Origin of the sequence: Pseudoduganella sp. RAF19, from assembly GCF_052114165.1 — a bacterium.
GTDB lineage: Bacteria > Pseudomonadota > Gammaproteobacteria > Burkholderiales > Burkholderiaceae_D > Rugamonas.
Genome location: NZ_JBFREF010000017.1, coordinates 12823 through 35446, shown reverse-complemented (window position 1 = coordinate 35446; position 22624 = coordinate 12823). Strand labels below are relative to the sequence as shown.

Genomic DNA, 22624 nt, shown 5'->3' with positions numbered 1-22624 from the left:
GCCCAGGTGCAATCTACCAACGCGGTCTTCCATAGGCGTATTCTTCGCCAGGCTCGGCTAACTCAGCAATTTCGCTAAAGGACAGAAATCGTTGATATGAAAAGTCATTTGCGTACAACGTCCCTATGTCCTTCTTCCTGATCTACCACGCAGATACTTTGAACTTACGCATCATCCTGCCAATCTCGAATACCGCGGCAATTCTGGCATCGGTAACAGGTGCGACGATTGAGTGGTCTTTCTTGTTGATGTAATAGTTGCCGTCGCATTCTACTAGTTTGAAGATTCCTGACATATCGTGCACTTCCGTTGGCGCCACTTTTCCATCTCCCTCCAGAATTGCGGCAGCGAGCGAGTGGTTGCCACCTCCGACGAAGGCAAAGCCCCAAGGTAACCATACGCTAACCAGATGATTCATTTCATCCTGCTTCCAGCGCCCCCAAGCTTTTCGCACGCCAAGTGACGAGATTGAGCCAACAAGCCTGCTACGCTCCCACGGCCATGGCAGGATAATGTCCCGGTCCAGCCTCAACTCGCATTTCATGTTTCGGCGAGACGTTCGATTTAGGCGACCAATCATAGCCTGTTGGCCGAACCAGAAGAAATCTCGTTCATCAATGACAGGAACATCTCTGGTCGTTCCCTTGCTGGCGGCGTCCAGCAGCATTTCGGATTGGAGTGGTCGAAGGTATAGGCGAACTAAGTTGCGGAGCGACTCAGGAGAATTTTCCGCTACATCCATTGCGAACGCCATTAGACTATCGAATTCCTGCTTGATTTCCCTGCGCTGACGGCCAAAAGTCGAAGACATAGGAGGTGTGTTGAATGGGTTTCGGTTTTCTAAGAGATGAGGTCATGGCGATGGAGCTTGGACGCCAGACCTAACTCAGTCGTTGGGGTGTCTAAAGATCGTCAGACAGTAGGTCGTCAGTGCAGCCGGCCCTGGATTTCGCTTTCCCATAGTGCGCAAGTGGAACGTTGAAAAGTTCGCTAACCTGTCGAAGCTTTTTCAGCAGCGAAGCCTGCTTCATTGCGGCGCTGTTTTCGGAGAACATGAGGTGATACACCGAGGCCCAGACAAGCGCAGAATCTGAAAAGTAAATCTTCTTAGTAGGCCCGGTCACAGAGTAACACCCACTTTCTGAAATTACTGAGGCCGCCAGGTCCTTGTGAACCATCTCGCACGAAGATACGAAGAGTCGCTTGCCTTCCATGTGAGGACGAAGCATTACGCCAAGGTCGTCGTAATCGATATCGTCTCGGTTTGTCGTGCATAGTCCAGCGCGGTTACCATGAGCAGAAATGTGTAAGTAGCGATAGTTCGAATCACCGAAAGCCACTACTGCCTGTTCGAACTGTTTCCGGGTCCGAACGTAGTGATATTCCGGTACTTTTCCGTGTAGTCGTAGAACATGCGAGAGCATCACTCCTTCGAAATGTCCATTGCCTTCGTCCGTGGGATGGAGGCTCTCAATAATGAATACATCAGGTGTTGTCGCCATTGCTTCCTCATATTGAATTTATAGATTTGTGAAACATCATTTGTGCAGCTCATCTTGAGGAGTGGCTGCTCCACTGTCACCGGACTCCCTTACCTTGTTGGCGTTTCGTGCTTCGGACTCTGAGTCGTTGTTTCGTTCCGCTGTGCCTTCTGCGGAGACCTTTGCGTCCTTCGCGAGATTGTTCATGATATTTGGAACAAGCATCTCGATGAAGCCTGCAACCATCGCGAACATGAAGATTCCATACTGATCTGGTTGATCTTTCACGAAAGAGAAGGCTACGTTTGCTTTGATTGCGAAATACACGAACAGTGACGCAATAGCGGCAATCACAATTCGCGACCCTCCAACTAGACGATTGGTGGTGAGGTCCGCATCCACATCAATAGTCAAGGTTTTATAACCTACGACAATTGAGAGTAGACCGCCAAGTGCACCACACGCAATGACTTGAGCAAGAATCTGCCTGCTACCTAAGAAATCGAACTGAGAGACTAAAAATGCGAGAAGTACCAAACAGAAGGCGCTTAATGAATATTGGAGTCTGCCTTCCACCGTTTTTAGTTTAACTAGCCGGCTTTCTGCATGTTTAAGAACCGCCTTGGCATCTTCGACGTGCCCGCCTACGTTCAAGGTCATGGCACGCGCAACCAATCGATTGATTGATTCTGTTGTTGAAAGGTTCTCGGGGAGTAGCGAGTACATCCTCGCTAGCGGCATACCGATCCTGTAATGGCACTCCAGGTATTTTTCTTTATCTGGATGCTTGTCATTAATGTCGATTCGGATGGCGTTCTCGGTTCGATAGATCACATAGCCCGGAAACTTCGTGTATATCTTGATGACTTTTAGACCATCATTATCGAGCCCGCCAACTTTGTAATCGTAGGGCTTGAGCTGACTGTTTTCCTCAAATGCTGGAGGGGTGGCGCATAGTTGTTCGTTCGTTTCGTTGTTCATAGGTTGGCGTGCAATGCAAAATTTGTTAGCGGAACCGATTGACATGACCGCAACGGAGACAGCGCGATATCGAACTGAAGTCCACTTTGGAGAGGGAACTCCCCAGAGATTGCGCGACGAACGTCGACATTTTTCTGTTGATGCGCCAAAGCCAAGACGCTCCGCGTCTTGCGCATAATTGGAGCCGCCCCTTGACTCAATCCAACTGGCTGGAGTTGCCGTAAGTGAAAATCTGTTGTCCTTTTCATTATTGCCGTGCGAGAATGAATTGGTCAATCGCTGCGTAAGCATTTGATATCGACGTCGACGGCTTAGATTAAGAAACTCTCTGACGATTCAATGCCTGGCGCCGGTTTCGGCGCCTGCGTTGTTTTTATGCATCAGTTGTATCTTTTCGTCCATTGCGGGTGTGCGATTAACTCGACAAGATCTCTGCAGCGGTTAGTTAAGATAATGATTGAAGGAGCGAAGGTGAACGCGCCAAATGTCGTGAAATCAAAGCACAACGTCCCAGGGCAGTACTTGGGTTACGCCCTGCAGCCATTGAGGCTTTTCTTCCACTTACTAACAGCTCCCAAGGGAGCTAGTGTTTCACTCGAACATGTGGAAGATGTCGCGGTGCATTACGCGGATGGGCAGGTTCTGTTGGAACAGACGAAGAGTGCGCTGGCTCACAATCCTTTGTCGGATTGGTCGGTCGATCTATGGAAGTCAATTGGTAATTGGATTGATGACATTGAATCAGGTCGAACGGTGCTCGCTAAGACCCGGTTCCAGTTATATGTCACCCCCTCATACTCCGGCACACTTAGTGCAGCGCTTTCGAGGGCATCGACGCCTGATGAAGTGGATCAACTGGTTGCCTTTATTACCAAGGGCATGAGAGCAAAGAAGTCGGCCCTCTGCATGCCGCACGTGGCGAAATTTCTCAACCTCGATGCCACTAAAAGGTACGAGCTTGTGAGACGGATTGGGATCATTTCTGAGGATGACGACCCAACGGAACCTATGCGCCAGTTTCTGCGAGCGACCATAGATGAGGCCTTGATAGACGCGCTTTGTGCCATTGGGATTGGGATTGCGAAGGATGAAGCCGACAGATTGATCCGACAAGGAAAGGTTGCTTTGCTGTCATGTGACGACTTCCGAAAACAATTCCAAGCCTTTGTAAAGAAGAACAACATGCCGGGACTCCTAAATTCTCTAACTCCTGTACCCACTGTGGGTGAAGTCGAGTCGCTCTTAGCAAAGCGCCCGGACTTTGTAGTGCAGCTTGACTTTATCGATTTATCTTCGGAACAGAAACTTAATGCTGCTAGCGATTTTTTGCAAACCAGCAACGATAAGGTGATGTGGGGAGCGCTAGGTCGGGTATTCGAAAATAGTTACGACGATCTTGAGCGTGATTTGACGCGTCAGCACTTGGCAATCCAGGGGGAAGTGAGTGATGCACATTCCGACAAGGTTGAAGTGGTCCAAGGAAGGCTGATTTACAACCGCTGCGCGCAAGTGACGGCGCCGCTCGAGGGAAATAAGGTTCCGGGGCACTTTATTGCAGGAACTTTCAATTCGTTGGCGGACCGTAGACACTTGGGCTGGCATCCACGCTATCTTGAGCTGTTGGACGAGGAGAGTGATAAGTGAATCCCTTCGAGTTCCAATATCCGAATGAAATTGCTGCAGTTCAAAACCCTGCGCTTGGCGCGTATGCAATTTGGAGGTTTGGCTTGGCATTTCAATCCCGCGAAGAAGCGGAGCCGACGCTGCCGCTCGCGTTTCTGGTACTCCCTCTTGTTTTGCATGGGCCAACGAGGGAGCTGATTCGAAAGACGCAAAAGGTTTCGGGCCTAGCGCTTTTTGCAGGCAAGCTCGGTGAGTGTCGTGAAGACCTACTAGCAGTTCACGATCGTGCCCTGCAACTTCGACAATTAACGTTAGAGTCTATCGCGATTGGCGAGCGAGCAAAGCTATTTACTCTTGATTTAGACCAGGCCTCTTTCAGAGCACATCCCTTAGAGGCAGGCGTGCAGTTAATCGACATGCCTGATGGCTTGAAATGGTTGAGCCCGGCGTGCGAGCGGCTCGGATACTGGTTCGCCGTCTTGACTGATGAACAGGTGACTAGAACACTTTACGTGGATTTTTAATGAATTTTCAAATTAAGAAGGTCATTTTGTGGCCGAAGAGTCAGCAAGCACCGCGTGTTTTGGAGTTTCAGTCGGGCAAGGTCAACGTCATCACCGGCCGGTCCAAGACAGGGAAATCGGCCGTTATCCCCATAATTGATTACTGCCTTGGCGCAGAGAAGTGTGCCATCCCGGTCGGTGTCATTCGGGAGACGTGTTCTTGGTTTGGCGTCCTGATTATTACTGATGAAGGCGAAAAACTTCTCGCGCGCAGAGAGCCTGGGAGGCAGCAAAGTACGTCAGATATGTTTCTGCTTGAGGAAGCCAGCATCACAATCCCAAAAGAAGCACCTAGTAAGAACTCGAATGTTGAAAGCGTAAAAAAAACGTTAGATCGCTTGGCTGGATTGTCTAACTTGAATTTTGAACCGGGCACTTCGGACCCGTTTAAAAGCCGCCCTGGGTTCCGGGATCTGATGGCCTTCACGTTTCAGCCGCAGAATATTGTCGCGAACCCGGACGTATTGTTTTTCAAGGCAGATACGACTGAACATCGCGAGAAGCTCAAGACTATTTTCCCGTATGTCCTTGGAGCCATCACTCCAGAGTTGCTGCAGGCGCGGCACGAATTGGAGCACCTGCACCGCGCGTTGAGACGCAAGGAAGGAGAGTTGAAGGCCCGGCAGGGTGAGGGAACGCGCTGGCAGCGAGACGGTCAAGCTTTGGTTCGGCAGGCGATTGAATTCGGTCTATTACCACCCCAAACCACCGTACCTAATGATTGGGCTTCGACTTTTCAGCTTTTGCGTACCGTCGTTAAGACCGATCCGTCAGCAAATGAAGAGACGATCGACTCATTGGATGCCGCGCTCGCTCGCCTCAAGGAACTGCGCGTCAATGAAACAGAACTGACAGCTCAATATAACGTCAGCCGCCAGCACCTAAAGGATCTTCAACGGCTCGAAAGTAGTAGTGACTCGTTCGCAAACGCACTGGAAATCCAACGCGACAGGTTGGCACTGTCGAAATGGATTCGTGGCATGGTAGAGGAGCGCGGCAACGAAGTTTTCGAGCCGAGTGAAGAAGGCCGAACTAGGCTTAATAGGCTTTGCCTGGCGCTGGATGCAGTTGAGTTGCGCTTAAGATCCCTCCCTCGTGCGTCTGAGAACCTAGGTAAAGAAACGCTGCGCCAGAGACAGCTGGCAGAGGAAAAACTGGGAAGTTTGAATGCTGTTAGACGAGAGATTGATGCGATCGAGAAGCGTTCAAAGATTGCGAAAGATGTTAGTTTGAGGCGGGAGCGCAATGCTCGCTTTCTTGGGAGATTGGAGGAGTCCATTCGTCTCTTCGAGGCAGCCGAACCGACATCTGAGTTGAGTGAAGAGATTAAAAGGCTTCGCGATCGCGCTAAGGAGCTGGAGCCGCTTGTCGCAGAACATGAGATTCGTAGCAATCAGCAAAAGGCGCTCAATGTGGTCGAAGGCTATGCGGCAAAGCTGTTACCTCAATTGGACGGCGAATGGCCTGATGCTCCAATCAAGCTTATCGTGAAGGATCTTACGGTCAAAGTCGCACGTGATGGTCGCGACGACTACCTCTGGGAGATTGGAAGCGGAGCGAATTGGTTGGCCTATCACGTCGCTGTCACTTTGGCGCTTCAGGGATACTTCCTTAGCCAGAAACGGAGCCCGGTTCCCGGCTTACTTATTTATGATCAACCAAGCCAAGTCTATTTCCCGACCCGAAGGGTGAAGGAAAAAGGTGATGTTGACGAAGCTGAGCCAAAGTTAAAGGATGAAGACCTGGAAGCAGTACGTAAAGTGTTCATGCTTTTTGACAAGGTCGTAGGAAAAAAGGGTGAGGCCTTACAGATTATCGTGCTTGATCACGCTGACGAAGAAGCTTGGGGGGGGCTTTCCCATGTAGTTCCGGTTGCAGAATGGCGCGGGGACGCTCTTGTGCCACCGAGTTGGATTAGTGGCTGAGTACGAGCATATCATCGACTTTGCTTAAGGGCGGTTAGCTCCGGCTCTTGGATTTAGCTTCTGCAATGGCGCATCGGCGCAGAACACAGCTTCATTGAGTCGACTGAATATAATCTCGGCCCAAAACATTGGCGTACGCTGCTTAAAGTAGCGTCAACACCTCCAGCCGTTCAGTTAGAAAGCCCGCGACGCACCGCGGGTTTTTCATTTATTTGCGCTCACTTTCCAGGCGCTTTGCCAGTCTGTCGCTGGAGGCCTGCGCCAACTTACTGCAGGAGGTGCCGTCGCCATATGCTATTACGCCTTCTTTTTCCGCACGCGCATGGCGCTCAAAAATATCGCTGAATTCCGGGTGCGCGGTAATCAGCACCTCACATGGCAGTGCGCCAATTTTCCTGATGCTGCGTTCTAGGCTGCTGACCACTTCAGGATGCGCGGTGAACTTGTAGCTGTCGGAAGAAACCGCAGTCAGGCTGTCGGCATAAACGAAGTTCTTGCATACGCCCTTGTCGCACACCTTCCAGCTCCAGCTGGAACCGCCCGGCGTGTGGCCCGGCGTCAGATGCGCGGTGACGGCCAGCGCGCCAACTTTCACCACTTCGCCTTCTTTCACTGCATGTGCATTCGCGACCGGTTCGAAATCGTCGATGGCGCCGAATTGTGGATCTTCCGGCGCCGTCGTGCCGCTGCTAAGCGCTATCGCACCTTCAGCGCCAGTGAACACTTTGGCGCCGCTCAGTTTCTGCAGTTCTGAAATACCGCCCGAGTGGTCGTAGTGGGCGTGTGAATTGAGGATGACTTTCACATCCTTTAACTTGAAACCCAGCGTCCTCACGTTGTCGGCGATGATTTTGCCACCTTCCTTTGTAGCGCCGTCGATAAGAATATGACCCTTCGGAGAGGTGATTAGCACAGCGCTGATACCTTCTGTGCCTACGTAATAGGTATTGCCGTAGATCTGGAAGGGCTTATGCGGTGCGCTCCATTCAGGTGCATCGGCTATGGCAGACGCGGAGAGCGCGGCCAAGATCATTGCTGCGAGAGCTTTCAAGTTTTCTCCTTGCGGGTGAAATGTTACCGAGTGCTAGCAGTATAGGGATGGTAGTGGCGACCGGTACAGCGCAGTCATCCCAGGCATTCGGCGATTCATCACATCGCGTGTAAAGTGGAGTAGGCGGGCGTGTCGCGTACGCGGGTTACATGAATGATTTCAAAGCGTTCAGGTATCGCTCGCTCACCGCTACCTCGCCGCCGCAACGCAAGGTGAGTCGATATGTCCCATCTCCAGTGGTAACTAGGCGCGCGATCTGCTCTCGGCTGACTATGGCTCCACGGTGCACGCGGAGGAACTCGCTAGGCGAAAGCATGATTTCAAGGCGATTCAGTGTGACTGGGTATTCCGGCCGAACGTGACCGGCCATTCCGGTCGAACGTGACCGCCGATTCCGGTCCATCGTGACCGGCCATTCTGGTCCATCGTGACCGATTTTGGCAGCTGACCGGAATGAGCGGTCACGATGCCGGAATCGGCGGTCACGATGCCAGCACGGCGCCGTAAAGCGCCGTCACGGTGTTACGCATTTATCAACCGAACGGGTACGCTGCGGGCTTTTTGCCCGGAACCAGCATGCCCGCACCAAGGATGACAATGCGTAAAATTAAAGACGTACTTCGACTGAAACTCGATGCCCGGCTGTCGCATGAACAGACCGCCGCCGCGCTTGGCATCTCCAAGGGCGTGGTGGCCAAGTATGCGAGCCTGGCCGCCGTGGCCAAGCTGGACTGGGCCACCGTGCAGGACCTGGACGAGACGACGCTGGAAAGGCGCCTGCTGACGGCGCCGCAGCGCCAGAGTGACTTCGTGCAGCCTGACTACGGCCGCGTGCACCACGAGCTGCGGCGCAAGGGCATGACGCTGATGCTGCTGTGGGAGGAGCACCGCGCCGAGCATGCCGACGCCCAGACCTACAGCTACTCCCAGTACTGCGAGAACTACCGGCGCTTCGCCAAGCGCCTCAAACGCTCCATGCGCCAGGTGCACCATGCCGGCGAAAAGCTGTTCATCGACTTCGCCGGCCCCACCGTGCCGCTCACCGACGGCGGCCGCGCCCACATCTTCGTGGCGGCCCTGGGGGCGTCGAGCTACACCTTCGCCTGCGCCACGGCGCGCGAGACCATGGCCGACTGGCTCGGCGCCACGGCGCAAGCGCTGGCCTTCATCGGCGGTGTGCCCCAGCTGATCGTGCCGGACAACCCGCGCGCGCTGATCTCCGATGCCAACCGCTACGAACCGCGCGCCAACGATACCGTGCTCGATTTCGCGCACCACTACGGCACCTCCTTCCTGCCCGCGCGCGCCCGCCACCCGCAGGACAAGGCCAAGGTGGAGTCGGCTGTACAGGTGGTCGAACGCTGGATACTCGCGCGTCTACGCCATCAGCGCTTCGCCAGCGTGCACGAGGTCAACCAGGCCATCGCCCCACTGCTGGAACGCCTGAACCAGCGGCCCTTCCAAAAGCTGCCCGGCAGCCGGGCCAGCGCCTTCGCCCAGCTGGACGTCCCGGTCCTGCAAGCCTTGCCGGAACAGCGCTACGAACTGGCCACCTTCAAGACCGTCAGGGTCCACATCGACTACCACGTCGAGATTGAACGCCACCGCTACAGCGTGCCGCACGCCCTGGTCGGCCAGCTGCTGGAGGCGCGCCTGACGCGCACGATGGTGGAGCTGCTGCACCGGGGGCAGCGCGTGGCCAGCCACCCACGTAACGAGCGTCAGGGTGGCTTCACGACCACGGCGGCGCACCTACCCGCCGCCCACCGCGCGCACATGGAATGGACCCCGCAGCGCCTGATCCACTGGGGCCAGAGCATCGGCCCCGCGACGGCCCAAGCCGTGACCCGTCTGCTGGAGGAGAACAAGCATCCCGAGCACGGCTACCGCGCCTGCTTGGGCCTGCTGTCGCTGGCCAAGCGCTACGGCAAGCCGCGCCTGGAGGCCGGCTGCACGCTGGCTTTGCAGATTGGCGCCTGCCAGTACCGCCACGTGCGCGACATCCTGGCCAACAACCGCGACTGCGATGCCAGCGCGCCCCAGGCCGACTGGACCAGCCCCGACCACGCCCACGTGCGCGGCCCCAACTACTACCAATAAGGATCGAGAGCATGATGATGCACAACACCGTCGCGCAACTGCGCGCCCTGAAGCTGGACGGCCTGGCGACGGCCTTGCAGGAGCAACTGGGCCAACCCGAGATCGGCACCTTGAGCTTCGAAGAACGCCTGACCCTGCTGGTAGAACGCGAACTGCACCATCGCGAGGATCGGCGCCTGGTGCGCCTGCTGCAGAAAGCGCGCCTGAAGTATGGACAGGCAACCATCGAGGACATCGACAGCCGGCCCGGGCGCGGCATCAACCGGCGCGACGTGATGAGCCTGGCCTTGGGCGACTGGGTGAGCACCGGTCACAGCATCCTGATCACCGGCCCCACCGGCGCCGGCAAATCCTGGCTCGCCTGCGCGCTGGCCCAGTACGCCTGCCGGCGTGGACATAGCGCCCTTTACCAGCGCGTCCCGCGTCTACAGGAGGAGCTGCGCGTACGCCACGGCAGTGGCGCCTTCGGCAAATGGCTGCTCCAGCTGGCCAAGACGGACGTGCTGCTGCTCGATGACTGGGGCATGGGCGCTATCGACAGCACCACCCGCTCGGACCTGCTGGAGATCATCGACGACCGAGCCGCCCACAAGGCCACCATCATCACCAGCCAGCTGCCCATCGAGCATTGGCATGCCTGGATCGGCGACGCCACCGTGGCCGACGCCATCCTCGACCGCCTCATGCAGCGCCAACACCGCATCACCCTGACCGGCGACTCGCTACGGCAGGAACGAAAAACCAGCAAAAAGGAGAAAAATATCGACCCATCGTGACCGCAGCATTTAGAATTTGACCCGCGTAGCACCACTGATGCGCAGCGGTCACGATGGACCGGAATCAGCGGTCACGATCACCGGAATACGCAGTGTGACTCGGTGGAGCACCGTGCGGGACGCCAGGTGCAGTTCAGCATAATTCCCTGCCGATTCAATCCACAGGATGTCGCTGACGCGAATTTGTTCGATGCGTCCGATTGACCGCACATTGATATGGTCTGCGAAATGCGCGATGTCCGAATTGACGTAGTCTCATAGAGCGGCACCATACGGTTCGCGTTGGCGTTGCTGCAGCATCGACTTGCTTCGTTCCACGGCTTGTGCCAGCCTAGCGTCGCTCATCGGCTTAAGCAAATAGTCGAGCGCATGGACTTCGAAGGCGTCGACCGCATGCTCGCTGTAGGCAGTCACGAAAACAATTAGCGGCGGTTCGTGCAGCAGGCTGATTTCTCGCGCAAGTGCGAGCCCCGATTCAGCCGGCATCTGGATATCAAGGAATATCACGTCAACGACCTGGCTGCGCAATACTGTACGCGCGGACGTCGTACTATCGCATTCAGCCACGAGCAACCAGTCGAGATGAGTGGCCATTGCCAAACGCAGGTTTTTTCTACCCGGCGCTTCATCGTCAATGATCATGTACCGCACTTGCATTGCGTTAGTCCTCATTCGTCAACGGAAGGCGGACTGTGGCAATGAATCGGTTGTCCTGCATTCCTGCCTGCAGCGATGCCGCAGGATGCATCAATCTCAGGCGGTCGCGCGCATTGGCGAGCCCCAAGCCTGCACCCGGGTTCGGGGACACCTGTGCGCTGACAGGGTTGGTGACACAGATGCACATCGCCTCGGCCTCTCTCTCGAAGCGCAACAGGATATCGCTTGGGCCATCGTGACAATCAAGGTCATGGCGCAATGCGTTCTCAACCAACGGCTGTAGAAGTAGAGGCGGGCACTGGACCTGATGAAGAAACCCGGAGTCGCCCTCGATATGCACACGCAGGCGCTCACCGTAGCGCAGCCGCTGTAATTCGAGATAGTCTCGCACAAATTGCAGTTCGCCAGCGAGAGTAGCCGTATTTCTCACGCTAGCGGATAACGCATAGCGCAGCAAGTCACTCAGCCCACTTATGCCGCCAAGCGCCATGGATTTATCGCCGTCCCGCACAAGCGCACTGATGGCGTTCAGTGCATTGAACAGGAAGTGTGGCTCTAGCTGGGCGCGAAGTGCCAACATGCGCTGCTCCTCGAGCGCCAGTCTCAGGTTAAGCATTTCGGTCTGGCTTCGTTGCCAAGCCAGTTCGCGTTCTTTTGAATGCCGGAAGTAGTTAATGGCCAGGATTGCGGCGAAGGTTCCGGTAGTGGAGAACCAGCCGACCAGCAGCATCTTCATTAGTAGCCGTTTGGCGTCGCCAAGACTGCTGATATGCAAATAGCCGCGCAACCATGCCATGTAGATCCATTGTGCGGGTTGGAACAACAGCGCGAGGGCGATGAAGAGGGCAACCACGTTTCGCGGCCGCTCTATCAGTGCTGGCCAGTGTGCCAAGACGATGCTCAACCCTGCGCTCAAGACAATGAGAGGCACTGCGTACTCTACGAACCAAGTTACGAATAGGGTCGGGTAGTGGCTGTCAGCCCCACTTCGCAAATTGTCGCTGTACGTTTGTAGCGCTCCAAGGAGACTGATGGTCGTCCAGACAAGCACTGTTGCAGCAATTGTCCTGGCCGGCGGTGGAATTAGGGAGAGAAGGCCCCGGATGGAAAGGCGATGTTTCATCGACAAAAGTATAGCAGCGGCCTATGCCCCTAGGAGGTGTCGGCGGCGGATACTCGTCACACGGTACCGGCATCTCGTCACGTTACAGCTGCATGATCGTTACCTTCACTGCAGAATTGGCTAGTCGGTTATGACCGAACACTTGAAGTCGCGCCCGACAACGTTGCGTTTGCCGCGGCCGTGCGGAACCCTTTCGGAGCCAATTTGAAGCAGATTTTTAACCTAATCTTTTTTTGCAGCTTAGCTGCAAGCGCGGTCGCGGCTGCGCCTGAACCTTACCGGCTCGATAACACTGAGATTCGAGATATCCATGCGCGGTCGCTGAACCGTGACTACCAGGTATTCATCGCTTTACCTGAATCCTATCGAACGTCCGACCGGCGCTATCCGGTTTTGTTCGTCACCGACGCTACTTACGCGTTCCCGATTGTGCGTAATGTCGCGCAGCGGCTTGCTAAGCATGCCGGACTGGAGGAAGCAATTGTCGTTGGACTTTCGTACGCGAAAAGCGATAGTGCGGTCTATAGTCGTCGTCGCGATTACACGCCGACGGTGCCTCGCGCGCAAGGCCATGTGTCCGACATGCCATCCAGAGCTGCAGCGTTCGGTGAGGCGGACAGGTATGGCCGATTCGTCACCGCCGAAGTGTTTCCCTTCATAGCAGCACATTACCGCGCCGATATGAACCGCAAAGTCTTCATCGGTCATTCGTATGGAAGCCTACTTGGTCTTCAACTCCTCCTGACCAATACTGGCTGCTTTGAGCACTACATCCTTGGCAGCCCTTCGCTATGGTACGACCGGAGAGTGATGTTCGACAGGGAGAAGGATTACGCGAGGGGGCATCGTGATATGCCAGCTTCGGTATTCTTCGGCATTGGAGGTCTGGAAACGGTGGTCGCCGGGACAAAGCGTTCTCGCTTGGAAGACGAGGCGGATATGGTCGCGGACCTACGGGATTTTGACGCTGCCTTGCGATCACGCCGATATCCTGGCCTGCGCTCTCGACTTGAGGTATTTACTGGTGAGGACCACGCGAGTGTTTTTCCCTTCGTTCTCACTCATGGCCTTCGTGCCTACTTGAAGAAGGCACGCTAGTACGCGGTCAGTGGGAGCTAACTGAAATCTATAAACATTTGGAGGCGTGGTCGGGGAGTTGTAAAGTACTGAGAGGTCGCGCTTTGATGCTTTAACCCAATTCGCTTCTCTTGTTTATCCCTTGAAGGCGCAAGTGGCGCGACAGTCGGTTCATCGCGCGGCGCCCCATGCGGCGATGGAAGCGCGATATCCTGCAGGCAGGCGCTCGGGCAGCGCGTCCGGCGCGAACAGGCCGAGGCGCTTGTGTTCGTGGCTGATGGCCGCAGTGAAGCCGCCCTGCAGCGTACAGGCGTAGGTCGTGATGAACACGTGCTTGCCGGGGATGACTTCAAACAGATAGCTGTCCAGCGGTGCGCCTACCGCCACTTCGAGATTCAGCTCTTCGCGGATTTCACGCGCTAGACATTCGGTGGCCGACTCACCAAGCTCGATGCGGCCACCAGGCAGCTCCCATTCTTCACGTTCGTTCATCAGCAGTACGATTTCGCCGGATGGCGCGGCCAGCACGCCCTTGATGGAAACTGGGTACATTTAATCTTCCTCATTCTGGAGATTGATTCCGTTAGCGTCTTGCCGGATGGTCTGCGGCGCTGTTTGAAGCGCATCGCCGGCGGATGGACGTGGCCTTTGCCGAGCAAGCAGATACCTCCTGTTATACGGGCAATCTTTGGCTCAATGTCTGCGAGAACGATACGCATGCTGCGCATCAATCCACTCCACTTGTTAAAGTAGTTCCTCTTTATATACGCACGAGTGGGCTCGATTTAATAAGGTATTCATTCAACTTCGCTAACCCAGGCGTAAAGGTAGATTCCTTAGGCGTTGACCGGTCAGCTTGAACACTGCGTTAGCAACAGCTGGCGCAACAGGCGGAACGGGAGGCTCACCTACGCCTTGCGGCAAATCGGCGCTAGGCATGATTACTGTTTCCACAAGCGGAGCGTCGCTCATGCGTGGGACATTGTAATCATGAAAATTGGTTTGTTGAACCTTACCGTCCTTAATCGTGATTTCTCCGCCTAGCGTTGCGGACAGCCCATAGATAACGCCTGACTCTACCTGCTGCGCGATAAGGTTCGGGTTTACTGGAATGCCGCAGTCGATCGCGCAAACTACTCTGTGCACCCGAATCTGCTTGTCCACTATTGACACTTCGGCTACCTGCGCCACGATAGTTCCGTACGAATAGTGCAGGGCCACGCCATGTGCATGCCCGTCGGGTGGAGAGCCTGCTTTCTCCACAGCGGCATCCAGAACGGATAAATGGCGTGGATGATTGCGTAGTAATGCGCGACGATACTCCACTGCGTCCTTGCCTGCGGCATCAGCCATCTCGTCGATGAAGCTTTCCTTAAAAAACGCGTTATGCGAATGTCCAACCGAGCGCCAGTTACCCAAGGGGACCACGCTTTCAACAGACACATGACTAATGCGCTGATTCGCGATCTCGTACTGCATGTCGAACAAACCCTCGGAGGTATGCTTTTCCGGCCCCGCTCCAGGCAAGCCCAAATTCCTCTTTAGGAATTGGTGCACTAGCACGCCGCTGATACTACGCGCCTCCCAGTTGATGACGTTGCCGGCTTTGTCTAGACCTGCTGTCATACGCGCAATTGCGGCAGGGCGGTACACGTCGTGAGTCATGTCTTCTTCGCGGGACCAGATTACTTGCACCGGCGCTCCGTCGCATTGACGCGCGATGTCAACAGCTTGCGCGACCATGTCTACTTCCAGACGGCGGCCGAAGCCTCCACCCAGCAGCTGCTCGTTCAAGACGACATCTGATTCGCTTACACGGCCAACCAACGCCGCGATGCGTACCGCAAAGGTTGGTGCTTGAGTACCCAGCCAAAGGTGCACTTTGCCATCTTTGACCTGGGCCGTGCAGTTGACGGGTTCCATCGTTGCGTGAGCGAGGAATGGCACCTTATATTCAGCGTGGATAGTGCGTAGCGCATCGGACCCTTTGGCCATATCCCCGCGGCTGTAGTAGGTGTGACCCTCGTCTTTGGAAAGTGCTTCGACGAATTCGGAGTAAATGCGCTCACTCGACAAGGAGCTATTACCTCCATCGTTCCAACGGATGTTCAGCGCAGCGGCTGCCTGCCGTGCCTGCCACCAGCTGCGCGCTACCACGGCGACGCCAGCGCCTGCTGCGCTTTTCTCCTGCAGCGCGCTGCTGAAATCGACCACCTTTAACACGCCTGGCATAGATAGAACGTTGGTCGGATTTGAGTCCTGAACCGAACCGCCAATATATGGCGACATTCGCACTGCTGCGTATACCATTCCGTCTAGGCGCACATCAATGCCGTACTTCGCGGTGCCGGTTACCTTGAGGTGTGTATCGCGACGCGGCACACTTCGGCCAATTATCCGGAAGCTCTTCGGGTCTTTAAGAACTACCTTGTGAGGCTTCCCCTTTGTTGCCAGCGCCACCAAGCTGCCGTACGGAGCTTTCTTCCCAGTGAGGTCGTGAAAAAGGTGTGAATCTTCTGTGCGAATTTGTTCGGCGGGCACGTTCCACTGACGTGACGCTTCGGCAATCAGTAACGCGCGCGCTGTGGCACCTGCTTCCCGCAACGGTCCCCATGAATCGGCAATGCTGGACGATCCTCCCGTCAAGTTGACCCCTAGCTCGCGGCCCACCTTCTCAAACATCCACTGCGTGAACTCCTGGACATTGCCAGACTCGTCCGGATGAAAGTGCCAGTTGTCGCGCATGACGGTCAGGTTACTGAAGATGGCGTCGATGGGCGCTTGTACCAGTTTGATGGTGGAAAGCGGTACATCCAACTCCTCTGCTACCAGCATTGGTAAGGCGGTATGCACGCCTTGTCCCATTTCTACGCGGTGCATAGCCAAAGTTACGGTGTTATCCGGCGAAATGGCTATCCAGCCATTTAGCGCGACAGCGCCATTTTCAACAGGTAGGTTGGCGCTGCTGTGAAGGCGCTGACGTGGTGGCATAACACCCCAGCCCACTAACATCGTGGCGCCAGCGACTGCAACGCCACTCAACAGAAAACGCCTTCTCGAAATACGGGGCGGCTTCGACATCCGCAGGTCTCCCACAGCAGCTCAGAGCTGCGTCAAATTGAACTTCCGCCATCAAGCGAAACAAACCTTCATCGCTTGGAATGAGTGGCGTTAGCTAAAGAAGAGTTGTATTGTTTCGCCGGAGCATTCTCTTGGCAGTCACGCTCAGATAAGCTTGTAAAGATAAGTGCGCCACAAGCTACTTTGTTCGACATGTCTTTCTCCTCCGATTGCTTTTGTCTGACAAGCTTATGTGCCAGCGGTCGTCTTCCGTTATCCGAAATCCGCAGAGTGACTATATGCAACGCCGATTTCGGCCGTAACGATAAAGATGATGCGTGTGGCAGGTAAGGTCGAAGGTGGAGGGGCGACGCGGAGTATGTTGCGAGCCATCGGTTAAGAAATTGGCACCGAGGGAAATGCAAATAGCATCCAGCTTTTCAAAAGATGAGAGCGAACTACGTCCTGCTGAATTGCGATCGGTGCTACCACAAACACTTCACTTTAATTACATTGCGGAAACTGGATATCGCTATCGAATGAGACGTGAAGATAAGGCCGCAAGATAATGTATCTAGACTTCCAGGGGATCGGAGGGGAGAAAAATTAAGAAGCGGCAGCAGGAGCGCTGCAATTCCCTGATGTAACCGCCATTAGCCATCAACATTTCAGACTTACGGCACGTTTGAGTAGAGCCAAAAGTTCCTTGAATAGCCGCGAACTTGGCGATAGTTCCGCAAATAGCCTTCGCGCTGAAACCCACTACGTTCCAACGTGCGTATTGACCGCAAGTTCGTCTCTAGGACGACTGCTTGCACACGAACGAGACCGAGACATCTGAATGCCCACTGTACAGCCGTCTGACAAATGCTCTGCGCTATACCTTTGCTCCATACGGAGGGGCAAAGGTCGAATGCTAGTTCTGCAGTCTTATTGCCAAGCGATATCGTATGGAAACCAAAAGTACCAACCAAGCGATTGCTCTCTTTCGCGATTACCGCAAACCGTATCTCTGATTCGCGGTGGTCGGATTCATAGGAGTCAAATAACGCCTGTAGAGAATCAGCGTTCGCCAGATTCCAGCTAGTATGTTCGTAGACTTCTCGAGAAGCCAAGTAGCGATACCATTCAGGCGCGTCGCTTCGCTCCAGAGCCCTATAGGTTACAAGAGGATGATGAGATGGCGGGAGGTCATGGTAATGCATATAAAGAATATTCACCTATTCGAACTTCGATTATGCCTGCCGCCTTTGTAGGCGCTAGACGCTCCAATTTGCATTGATTTCATGCTTCCGACTAGTCTGCAGAAATTCTTGCAGCGCCTTGGCATTCAACGGCCGCGACATTAGATACCCTTGAACTTCGTCACAGTTGTTAGCAGCCAGAAATGCCAGGGTTTCCTTGCATTCCACCCCTTCTGCGACAACAGACAAGTCTAATGCGTGCGACATGTCTATAAGCGCTCGAACCAGCTTCCGATTGTCTACTGTAGCGTTGGTATTGTTAATAAAAGTCTTGTCCAATTTAATCGTATCGAAAGGGAAAAACTGCAAATATGCGAGCGATGAATATCCGGTACCGAAGTCGTCTACTGACAACGATAAGCCCAGCGCCTTCAGGCCTCGTAATACGTCAGCGCATCTATCGCAGTCTTCGACGAGAACGCTTTCAGTCAACTCCAACTCGAGCAAATTTGGCGGGAGTTGGGATTGTTCCAGTGCCTCGACAATAACATCGCTAAACCGGTTATCTTTCAACTGGTGTGCGGATACGTTGACAGATACGCGCACCGGCTCTTCCAACTCTACTGCGAGTTCGCTCGCTTTCTTGCATGCCGTCTCTAGTACCCATTTTCCGATGTCAAAGATCAATCCTCTCTCTTCGGCGATCGGAATGAACTCTAGAGGAGAAATCCGGCCATGCTTGGGATGATTCCACCTTAACAATGCCTCAAGCGCGACGACTTTCATCGTTCGTACATCGACTCGTGGTTGATACTCCAATTCCATCTCACCGCGGACCACAGCCTTCCTCAAAGAATGTTCCAGCTCCGCTTTGCGCTTCATCGCTTGACCAATCTCATCGGTATATTGAATACAGGTGCCACCTGTTCTTTTCTTGGCTTGGCGTAGAGCTGCTTCTGCTGCGAAAACGATTTCTTCTGCATCCTTGCAGTTACTGGGGATGCGGCACATTCCGATGGACGCAGAGAGATAAACCTCCTCGCCGTTTAGAACGAAACATTCGCGAAATGTCCCTAGCAAGGCTTGCGAAAGTTCATATGCGTTTTGTTGTTCGGACTCACAGAGCACTAGGAATTCGTTGATTCCATGACGGCCAACTTTTCCGAACCTATCCGCTGTGCGACGAATTCTTCGGGCGGCTTCAACCTGCACTGATAGGGTATGTTCGCGGCCAAATGATTCGCTGAGTGAGTCCAGGCCGGATATGCTGATAAGCAGAAGGGATGATGGGGCTTCTACGGTCGAGGAATCTATAGCTCGTTCGAGTTCACGCCGGAATGAATCAGCGCTTAACAAGCCTGCCAAGCTATTTGCGCCAGTTATCGAGCGCTCACCGCGAAGTGATGCTTGAGGCGGAAAGTCGGTAACGAATACACTTACCGAATCCAGGTGGCCTTCAGGCGAACGCATCCAGACGCTTGTCATACTCGTATAGATGTTCGAGTTGCACCCGTCAATAAGAATGGCCTCGGCATAGTCGAACTCCATCATGTAATTCGCCCCCTTACTGGCTTGGGTGAACGACCTGTACACACTGCAAAGATCTCTCAGATGCTTGCCGACTAAGTCAGTTAGGGGAGTGCGCATTAAATTGCAAAACTCGCGGTTCGCGTCAACTAAAGCCAAACCACTATCGAACCTAGCGGATGGTACGTGTCTCCTTACAGACTTTGCGGAGCGATGTGGTTGTGTTGGCTCTGGGCTGTAGGAACTTCCCTTACATTGTTTCGGTCGTACAGACTGTCGCGAGTCTCGCTTCATTGGATGCAGTGGGTCACTTAGAGAAAGGGCCTCGACCTCGGATGTCAATCTTTTCGATAACTGTGATGGGAACAGCGTTGACTTCTTGTTCAGCATAAGGATCTCCGCGTTATTTGGGCGGACGACACAACGACTATTTTGAAGTCGCGAGCAAATTTCTTGAGGGTCGTGCCACTGCAAGGAATAGCAAGCTAGGCTAAAGCATTGCCTACCTTAGAACGGCCAAGGTCATCGCATACACTGCCAATCGATGGCGAATACGAGCAGCATTCAACAGTCATCTAGAGTAGAGCGGCAGGACGATTGCAGAATCGTGAAGACCGAATCGTATGACGAGATCTGAGTGAGTGGTATCAGAAGTTGAACCTGAGTGCCGGCTCTTCTAGGTCAATGCAGAAGATCACTGTTTTCGATGCGTGTCATTGGATGCGTTTGAGGAGTTGTTTTGCAGGCCACATCATCGACCAGGAGACAAATGGTGATATCACGGCGGTAAGGGGGGCTGATTGTCAGTTAGGTGTTTAAATTTGGCAGTTCGTTGTCAGTGCCCTAGCGTAGGATCAACAGCTTATGCTCTTAATGATTAGCCTGGCAAATGCGATCCCGTATGCAGTTCTTGGCCATCCTTAAAGGGCGTACCTATTTCAAGCCTAGCCCGCTCGTTCGCGGACATGGATATGACGGGATTCATGCACATCAAAGAAAAAGCCGGTCCAAGCCGGACCATGACTCAGCGACGGATCTCCGATATCTTGGAACTAATCAAGGAATTCCAAGCTCTCCACGGAGGACGGTTTCCGACGACCAGATCGTCATTTCCTCGTCCGAACGGTAGCTGGAATGCCATCGATGGCGCGCTTCGCCGCGATGCGATTGTCCAATGCCAGCATTTCGTAGCATTAAAGGCTGCGCTGTTGCGGCGTGGTCTGACGCCGAGCTTGGCACGATTGGATCCATCCTATAGACCCACCCGCGCAGAGATGCGTACCTTTGGCGGAATCCTTGAAATAATCGCGCTGTCCAGAGTGGAGAACCGCGGCCGGTTTCCGCTCAGGACTGACCCGTTCGCAGTGCGTGGACATAGTGATACCTGGATCGCAATTGACAGCGCGCTTACGACTGGAGCTATTTGTGAATGTACGCTTTGGACCGCCCATCGTGACAAAATGGCACAGCTAGGCGTCAAGCCGTCGCTCGCGTCGTTAAACCCCGCCTACCAACCCGTAAGGCGTACATACCGCTCAATTGCATCGATTAAAACTGCGATTGGCGCATTCATGATGGAGCATGCAGGTGTAACTCCCACTCAACGGGCGCCATATCCTGCAAGTGTGCCGTTCGATTCGTGGAAAGCTATTTGTAAAGCCCTGCGTCTTGGCACTATCGATCACGACGCGGACTGGGTAGAGTTTCGCGCCCGACTGGAGCTGTCGCAGCGGAAGGCATCCTTATTCACATTTATTGATCTCCATAGGCATGAGCTGCGCAGTATGTACGAAGCGTCTAACGATGCCGAAGTGACACACGGGCCGATTCCTGTCCGTCCGTCGAAAGCAAAGCAGGTTAGAGATAAGCCTGTCCAATTCGAGGCGGTGATTGAACAACTGTTCCGTCCAATCGCGCCTTTAGCCAGAGCAGATGTCGCGTCTAACGGTATTCGTCTAGCTAAGCGCCTGATTCGTGATGAGCGATAAATCAAAAGATTGGTGACGTCTCGCAGCGCAGCCACGCTGCTCCGGTGCGGGGCTTGTCCAGTGAAGCGCCAAGGAGCAAGCCTGAAGACGCGACCACTGACCAAATATCTTGTCGGTTAGGCTCTAAATTCTTTGAGCTGGCGAATGTCCACCTAATCGACAAAAGCGAAGCACAATTCTGGAGAGATGAGATGGAAATGCTACACAACCGAATTTATACGAAGGCGCCGGGGTACTTTGAAAGATTAGGCGTGCGTGACTGGCTATTTGTTGTGGCCTTGCTTTCGGGCGCGGCGTACGCGCTGAGCCGCTTCAGCGTCTATATGGATTATTTCGAGAAGGGCCTCCTGGTAGCAGCAGTACCGACCTTCGCAGTGCTGGGCTGGCACTGGAAGCCGGTGCGCTGGCTTCTGCCATTGATCTTCTTGCTCGCGTACTTTGGTATCCATTTGTACGGCGGCGAGCTCGGCAATGCGGAGTCGCGCTTTTTCCTGAAATACATGCTGTCCAGCCAATCTGCAATACTTTGGATGAGCACCATGTTCTTCCTTTCGACCCTATTCTACCTTGGAAGCCTGGTGCTACACTCGCCGTTCGGCGGCTCGCTCGGTTCGAAGTTTTGCTGGGTGGCCGTGGTGCTGGGGCTAACTGGAATGTTGGAGCGTTGGTATGAGTCCTACCTGATTGGCACGGACGTGGGCCATATCCCGATTTCCAACCTGTATGAAGTCTTCATTCTGTTTTCGTTGATCACGGCTCTGTTCTATCTCTACTACGAACAGCATTATCAGACCCGTCAGCTTGGTCCCTTTGTGCTCCTTGTGATCTCGGCAGCCGTCAGCTTCCTGCTGTGGTACACAGTCACGCGGGGCGCGGGTGACATCCAACCTTTGGTTCCTGCGCTTCAGAGCTGGTGGATGAAGATCCACGTGCCGGCTAACTTCATCGGCTACGGTACTTTTGCCCTTTCGGCCATGGTGGCGTCGGCTTATCTGCTGAAATCCCACGGCTACTTCGTGGATCGGCTACCGTCACTCATTTTGCTGGATGATGTGATGTATAAGGCTATTTCAGTTGGCTTTGCGTTCCTTACTATTGCAACTATTCTCGGGGCATTGTGGGCCGCCGAAGCGTGGGGCGGCTACTGGTCCTGGGACCCCAAAGAAACCTGGGCGTTGATCGTATGGTTGAACTACGCGGCGTGGCTGCATATGCGCTTGATGTCGGGCCTACGTGGGCGTGTCGCTGCATGGTGGGCAATCTTGGGTTTGGCTTTCACAACCTTCGCCTTCCTCGGAGTGAACCTGTTTCTCTCGGGTTTGCACTCCTATGGCAAATTCTAATTACTTAATGATGGGGGCGATGCCTTTGTGGTGGACTATCACGTTGTGTACCTCGACGTCGGAGAGTGGGGCAGCGCCGCAGCTGGGACTGGGAGACTATTTATAGGTCGCGGCGCCACGGGCGGTAGTCCCAAATTTACAAAGCCAAGCATGTTTCAATTAAGG

19 protein-coding genes are annotated in these 22624 nt (G+C 54.3%); 8 read left to right on the top strand and 11 right to left on the bottom strand.

Annotated elements, in window-relative coordinates; translation table 11 throughout:
* Positions 1–142: 142 nt before the first annotated feature.
* From AB4Z19_RS29820 to AB4Z19_RS29810, 3 genes are all read right to left on the bottom strand, one after another.
* The gene (locus AB4Z19_RS29820; protein ID WP_442026747.1) at positions 143–811 is read right to left on the bottom strand and encodes a DUF6710 family protein; all 669 of its coding nucleotides are present in this window, start codon (positions 809–811) and stop codon (positions 143–145) included.
* 91 nt (positions 812–902) lie between these two features.
* Complete coding sequence (locus tag AB4Z19_RS29815) at positions 903–1502, bottom strand: hypothetical protein (protein WP_442037072.1); 600 nt, start codon at positions 1500–1502, stop codon at positions 903–905.
* A gap of 36 nt (positions 1503–1538) precedes the next feature.
* Positions 1539–2753 (bottom strand): hypothetical protein, encoded by a 1215-nt coding sequence (locus AB4Z19_RS29810; RefSeq protein ID WP_442037070.1) that lies wholly within the window; start codon positions 2751–2753, stop codon positions 1539–1541.
* Positions 2754–2933: 180 nt separating this feature from the next.
* Here AB4Z19_RS29810 and AB4Z19_RS29805 point away from each other — a divergent pair, with 180 nt between their 5' ends.
* Genes AB4Z19_RS29805 through AB4Z19_RS29795 form a run of 3 tightly spaced genes read left to right on the top strand, consistent with a single transcriptional unit; the run spans position 2934 to position 6573 of the window.
* Positions 2934–4106, top strand: a complete 1173-nt coding sequence (locus tag AB4Z19_RS29805) for an ABC-three component system protein (protein ID WP_442028071.1) — start codon at positions 2934–2936, stop codon at positions 4104–4106.
* Entirely contained in the window at positions 4103–4609 is a 507-nt protein-coding gene (locus AB4Z19_RS29800) for a three component ABC system middle component (RefSeq protein ID WP_442028069.1), read from the top strand. The genes AB4Z19_RS29805 and AB4Z19_RS29800 overlap by 4 nt, the downstream gene beginning before the upstream one ends.
* Positions 4609–6573, top strand: coding sequence for a DUF3732 domain-containing protein (locus AB4Z19_RS29795; RefSeq protein WP_442028068.1), 1965 nt, complete (start codon positions 4609–4611; stop codon positions 6571–6573). Before AB4Z19_RS29800 ends, AB4Z19_RS29795 begins: the two co-directional genes overlap by 1 nt.
* Positions 6574–6781: 208 nt before the next feature.
* Here AB4Z19_RS29795 and bla read toward each other — a convergent pair whose 3' ends face one another.
* Both bla and AB4Z19_RS29785 read right to left on the bottom strand, forming a co-directional pair.
* Positions 6782–7624 carry a subclass B3 metallo-beta-lactamase gene (bla, locus tag AB4Z19_RS29790; RefSeq protein ID WP_442037068.1) on the bottom strand — a complete coding sequence of 281 codons (843 nt, stop codon included), beginning with the start codon at positions 7622–7624 and terminating at the stop codon, positions 6782–6784.
* A gap of 145 nt (positions 7625–7769) precedes the next feature.
* Positions 7770–7994, bottom strand: a complete 225-nt coding sequence (locus AB4Z19_RS29785; protein WP_442025529.1) for a LytTR family DNA-binding domain-containing protein — start codon at positions 7992–7994, stop codon at positions 7770–7772.
* 206 nt (positions 7995–8200) lie between these two features.
* On the opposite strand from AB4Z19_RS29785, the gene istA reads away from it, so the two are divergent.
* Together istA and istB are read left to right on the top strand one after the other, a co-directional pair.
* A complete protein-coding gene (istA, locus tag AB4Z19_RS29780) occupies positions 8201–9724 on the top strand; it encodes an IS21 family transposase (protein ID WP_442025528.1) in 1524 nt (507 codons plus the stop codon).
* An 11-nt stretch (positions 9725–9735) separates the two neighbouring features.
* Entirely contained in the window at positions 9736–10500 is a 765-nt protein-coding gene (gene istB / locus AB4Z19_RS29775) for an IS21-like element helper ATPase IstB (RefSeq protein WP_442025527.1), read from the top strand.
* 255 nt (positions 10501–10755) lie between these two features.
* On the opposite strand, the gene AB4Z19_RS29770 is transcribed toward istB, so the two are convergent.
* Positions 10756–11142 carry a LytR/AlgR family response regulator transcription factor gene (locus tag AB4Z19_RS29770; RefSeq protein ID WP_442025526.1) on the bottom strand — a complete coding sequence of 129 codons (387 nt, stop codon included), beginning with the start codon at positions 11140–11142 and terminating at the stop codon, positions 10756–10758.
* A 19-nt stretch (positions 11143–11161) separates the two neighbouring features.
* Complete coding sequence (locus AB4Z19_RS29765; protein WP_442025525.1) at positions 11162–12061, bottom strand: sensor histidine kinase; 900 nt, start codon at positions 12059–12061, stop codon at positions 11162–11164.
* Positions 12062–12484: 423 nt separating this feature from the next.
* Between AB4Z19_RS29765 and AB4Z19_RS29760 the strand changes: the two genes are divergently transcribed.
* The gene (locus AB4Z19_RS29760) at positions 12485–13378 is read left to right on the top strand and encodes an alpha/beta hydrolase (RefSeq protein WP_442025524.1); all 894 of its coding nucleotides are present in this window, start codon (positions 12485–12487) and stop codon (positions 13376–13378) included.
* 150 nt (positions 13379–13528) lie between these two features.
* On the opposite strand, the gene AB4Z19_RS29755 is transcribed toward AB4Z19_RS29760, so the two are convergent.
* The 4 genes from AB4Z19_RS29755 to AB4Z19_RS29740 all read right to left on the bottom strand — a co-directional run bounded on the left by AB4Z19_RS29755 (position 13529) and on the right by AB4Z19_RS29740 (position 19152).
* Positions 13529–13909: an NUDIX hydrolase gene (locus AB4Z19_RS29755; protein ID WP_442025523.1), complete on the bottom strand. Its 381-nt coding sequence runs from the start codon at positions 13907–13909 to the stop codon at positions 13529–13531.
* A 258-nt stretch (positions 13910–14167) separates the two neighbouring features.
* Positions 14168–16438 carry a molybdopterin cofactor-binding domain-containing protein gene (locus AB4Z19_RS29750; RefSeq protein WP_442037066.1) on the bottom strand — a complete coding sequence of 757 codons (2271 nt, stop codon included), beginning with the start codon at positions 16436–16438 and terminating at the stop codon, positions 14168–14170.
* A gap of 653 nt (positions 16439–17091) precedes the next feature.
* Positions 17092–17622, bottom strand: coding sequence for a GNAT family N-acetyltransferase (locus AB4Z19_RS29745; RefSeq protein WP_442029187.1), 531 nt, complete (start codon positions 17620–17622; stop codon positions 17092–17094).
* Positions 17623–17676: 54 nt separating this feature from the next.
* Complete coding sequence (locus AB4Z19_RS29740) at positions 17677–19152, bottom strand: putative bifunctional diguanylate cyclase/phosphodiesterase (protein WP_442029186.1); 1476 nt, start codon at positions 19150–19152, stop codon at positions 17677–17679.
* Between the two features lie 959 nt (positions 19153–20111).
* Between AB4Z19_RS29740 and AB4Z19_RS29735 the strand changes: the two genes are divergently transcribed.
* Positions 20112–21116 carry a hypothetical protein gene (locus AB4Z19_RS29735; RefSeq protein ID WP_442037064.1) on the top strand — a complete coding sequence of 335 codons (1005 nt, stop codon included), beginning with the start codon at positions 20112–20114 and terminating at the stop codon, positions 21114–21116.
* A gap of 191 nt (positions 21117–21307) precedes the next feature.
* Positions 21308–22459 carry a c-type cytochrome biogenesis protein CcsB gene (ccsB, locus tag AB4Z19_RS29730; RefSeq protein WP_442028137.1) on the top strand — a complete coding sequence of 384 codons (1152 nt, stop codon included), beginning with the start codon at positions 21308–21310 and terminating at the stop codon, positions 22457–22459.
* Positions 22460–22624: the final 165 nt, after the last annotated feature.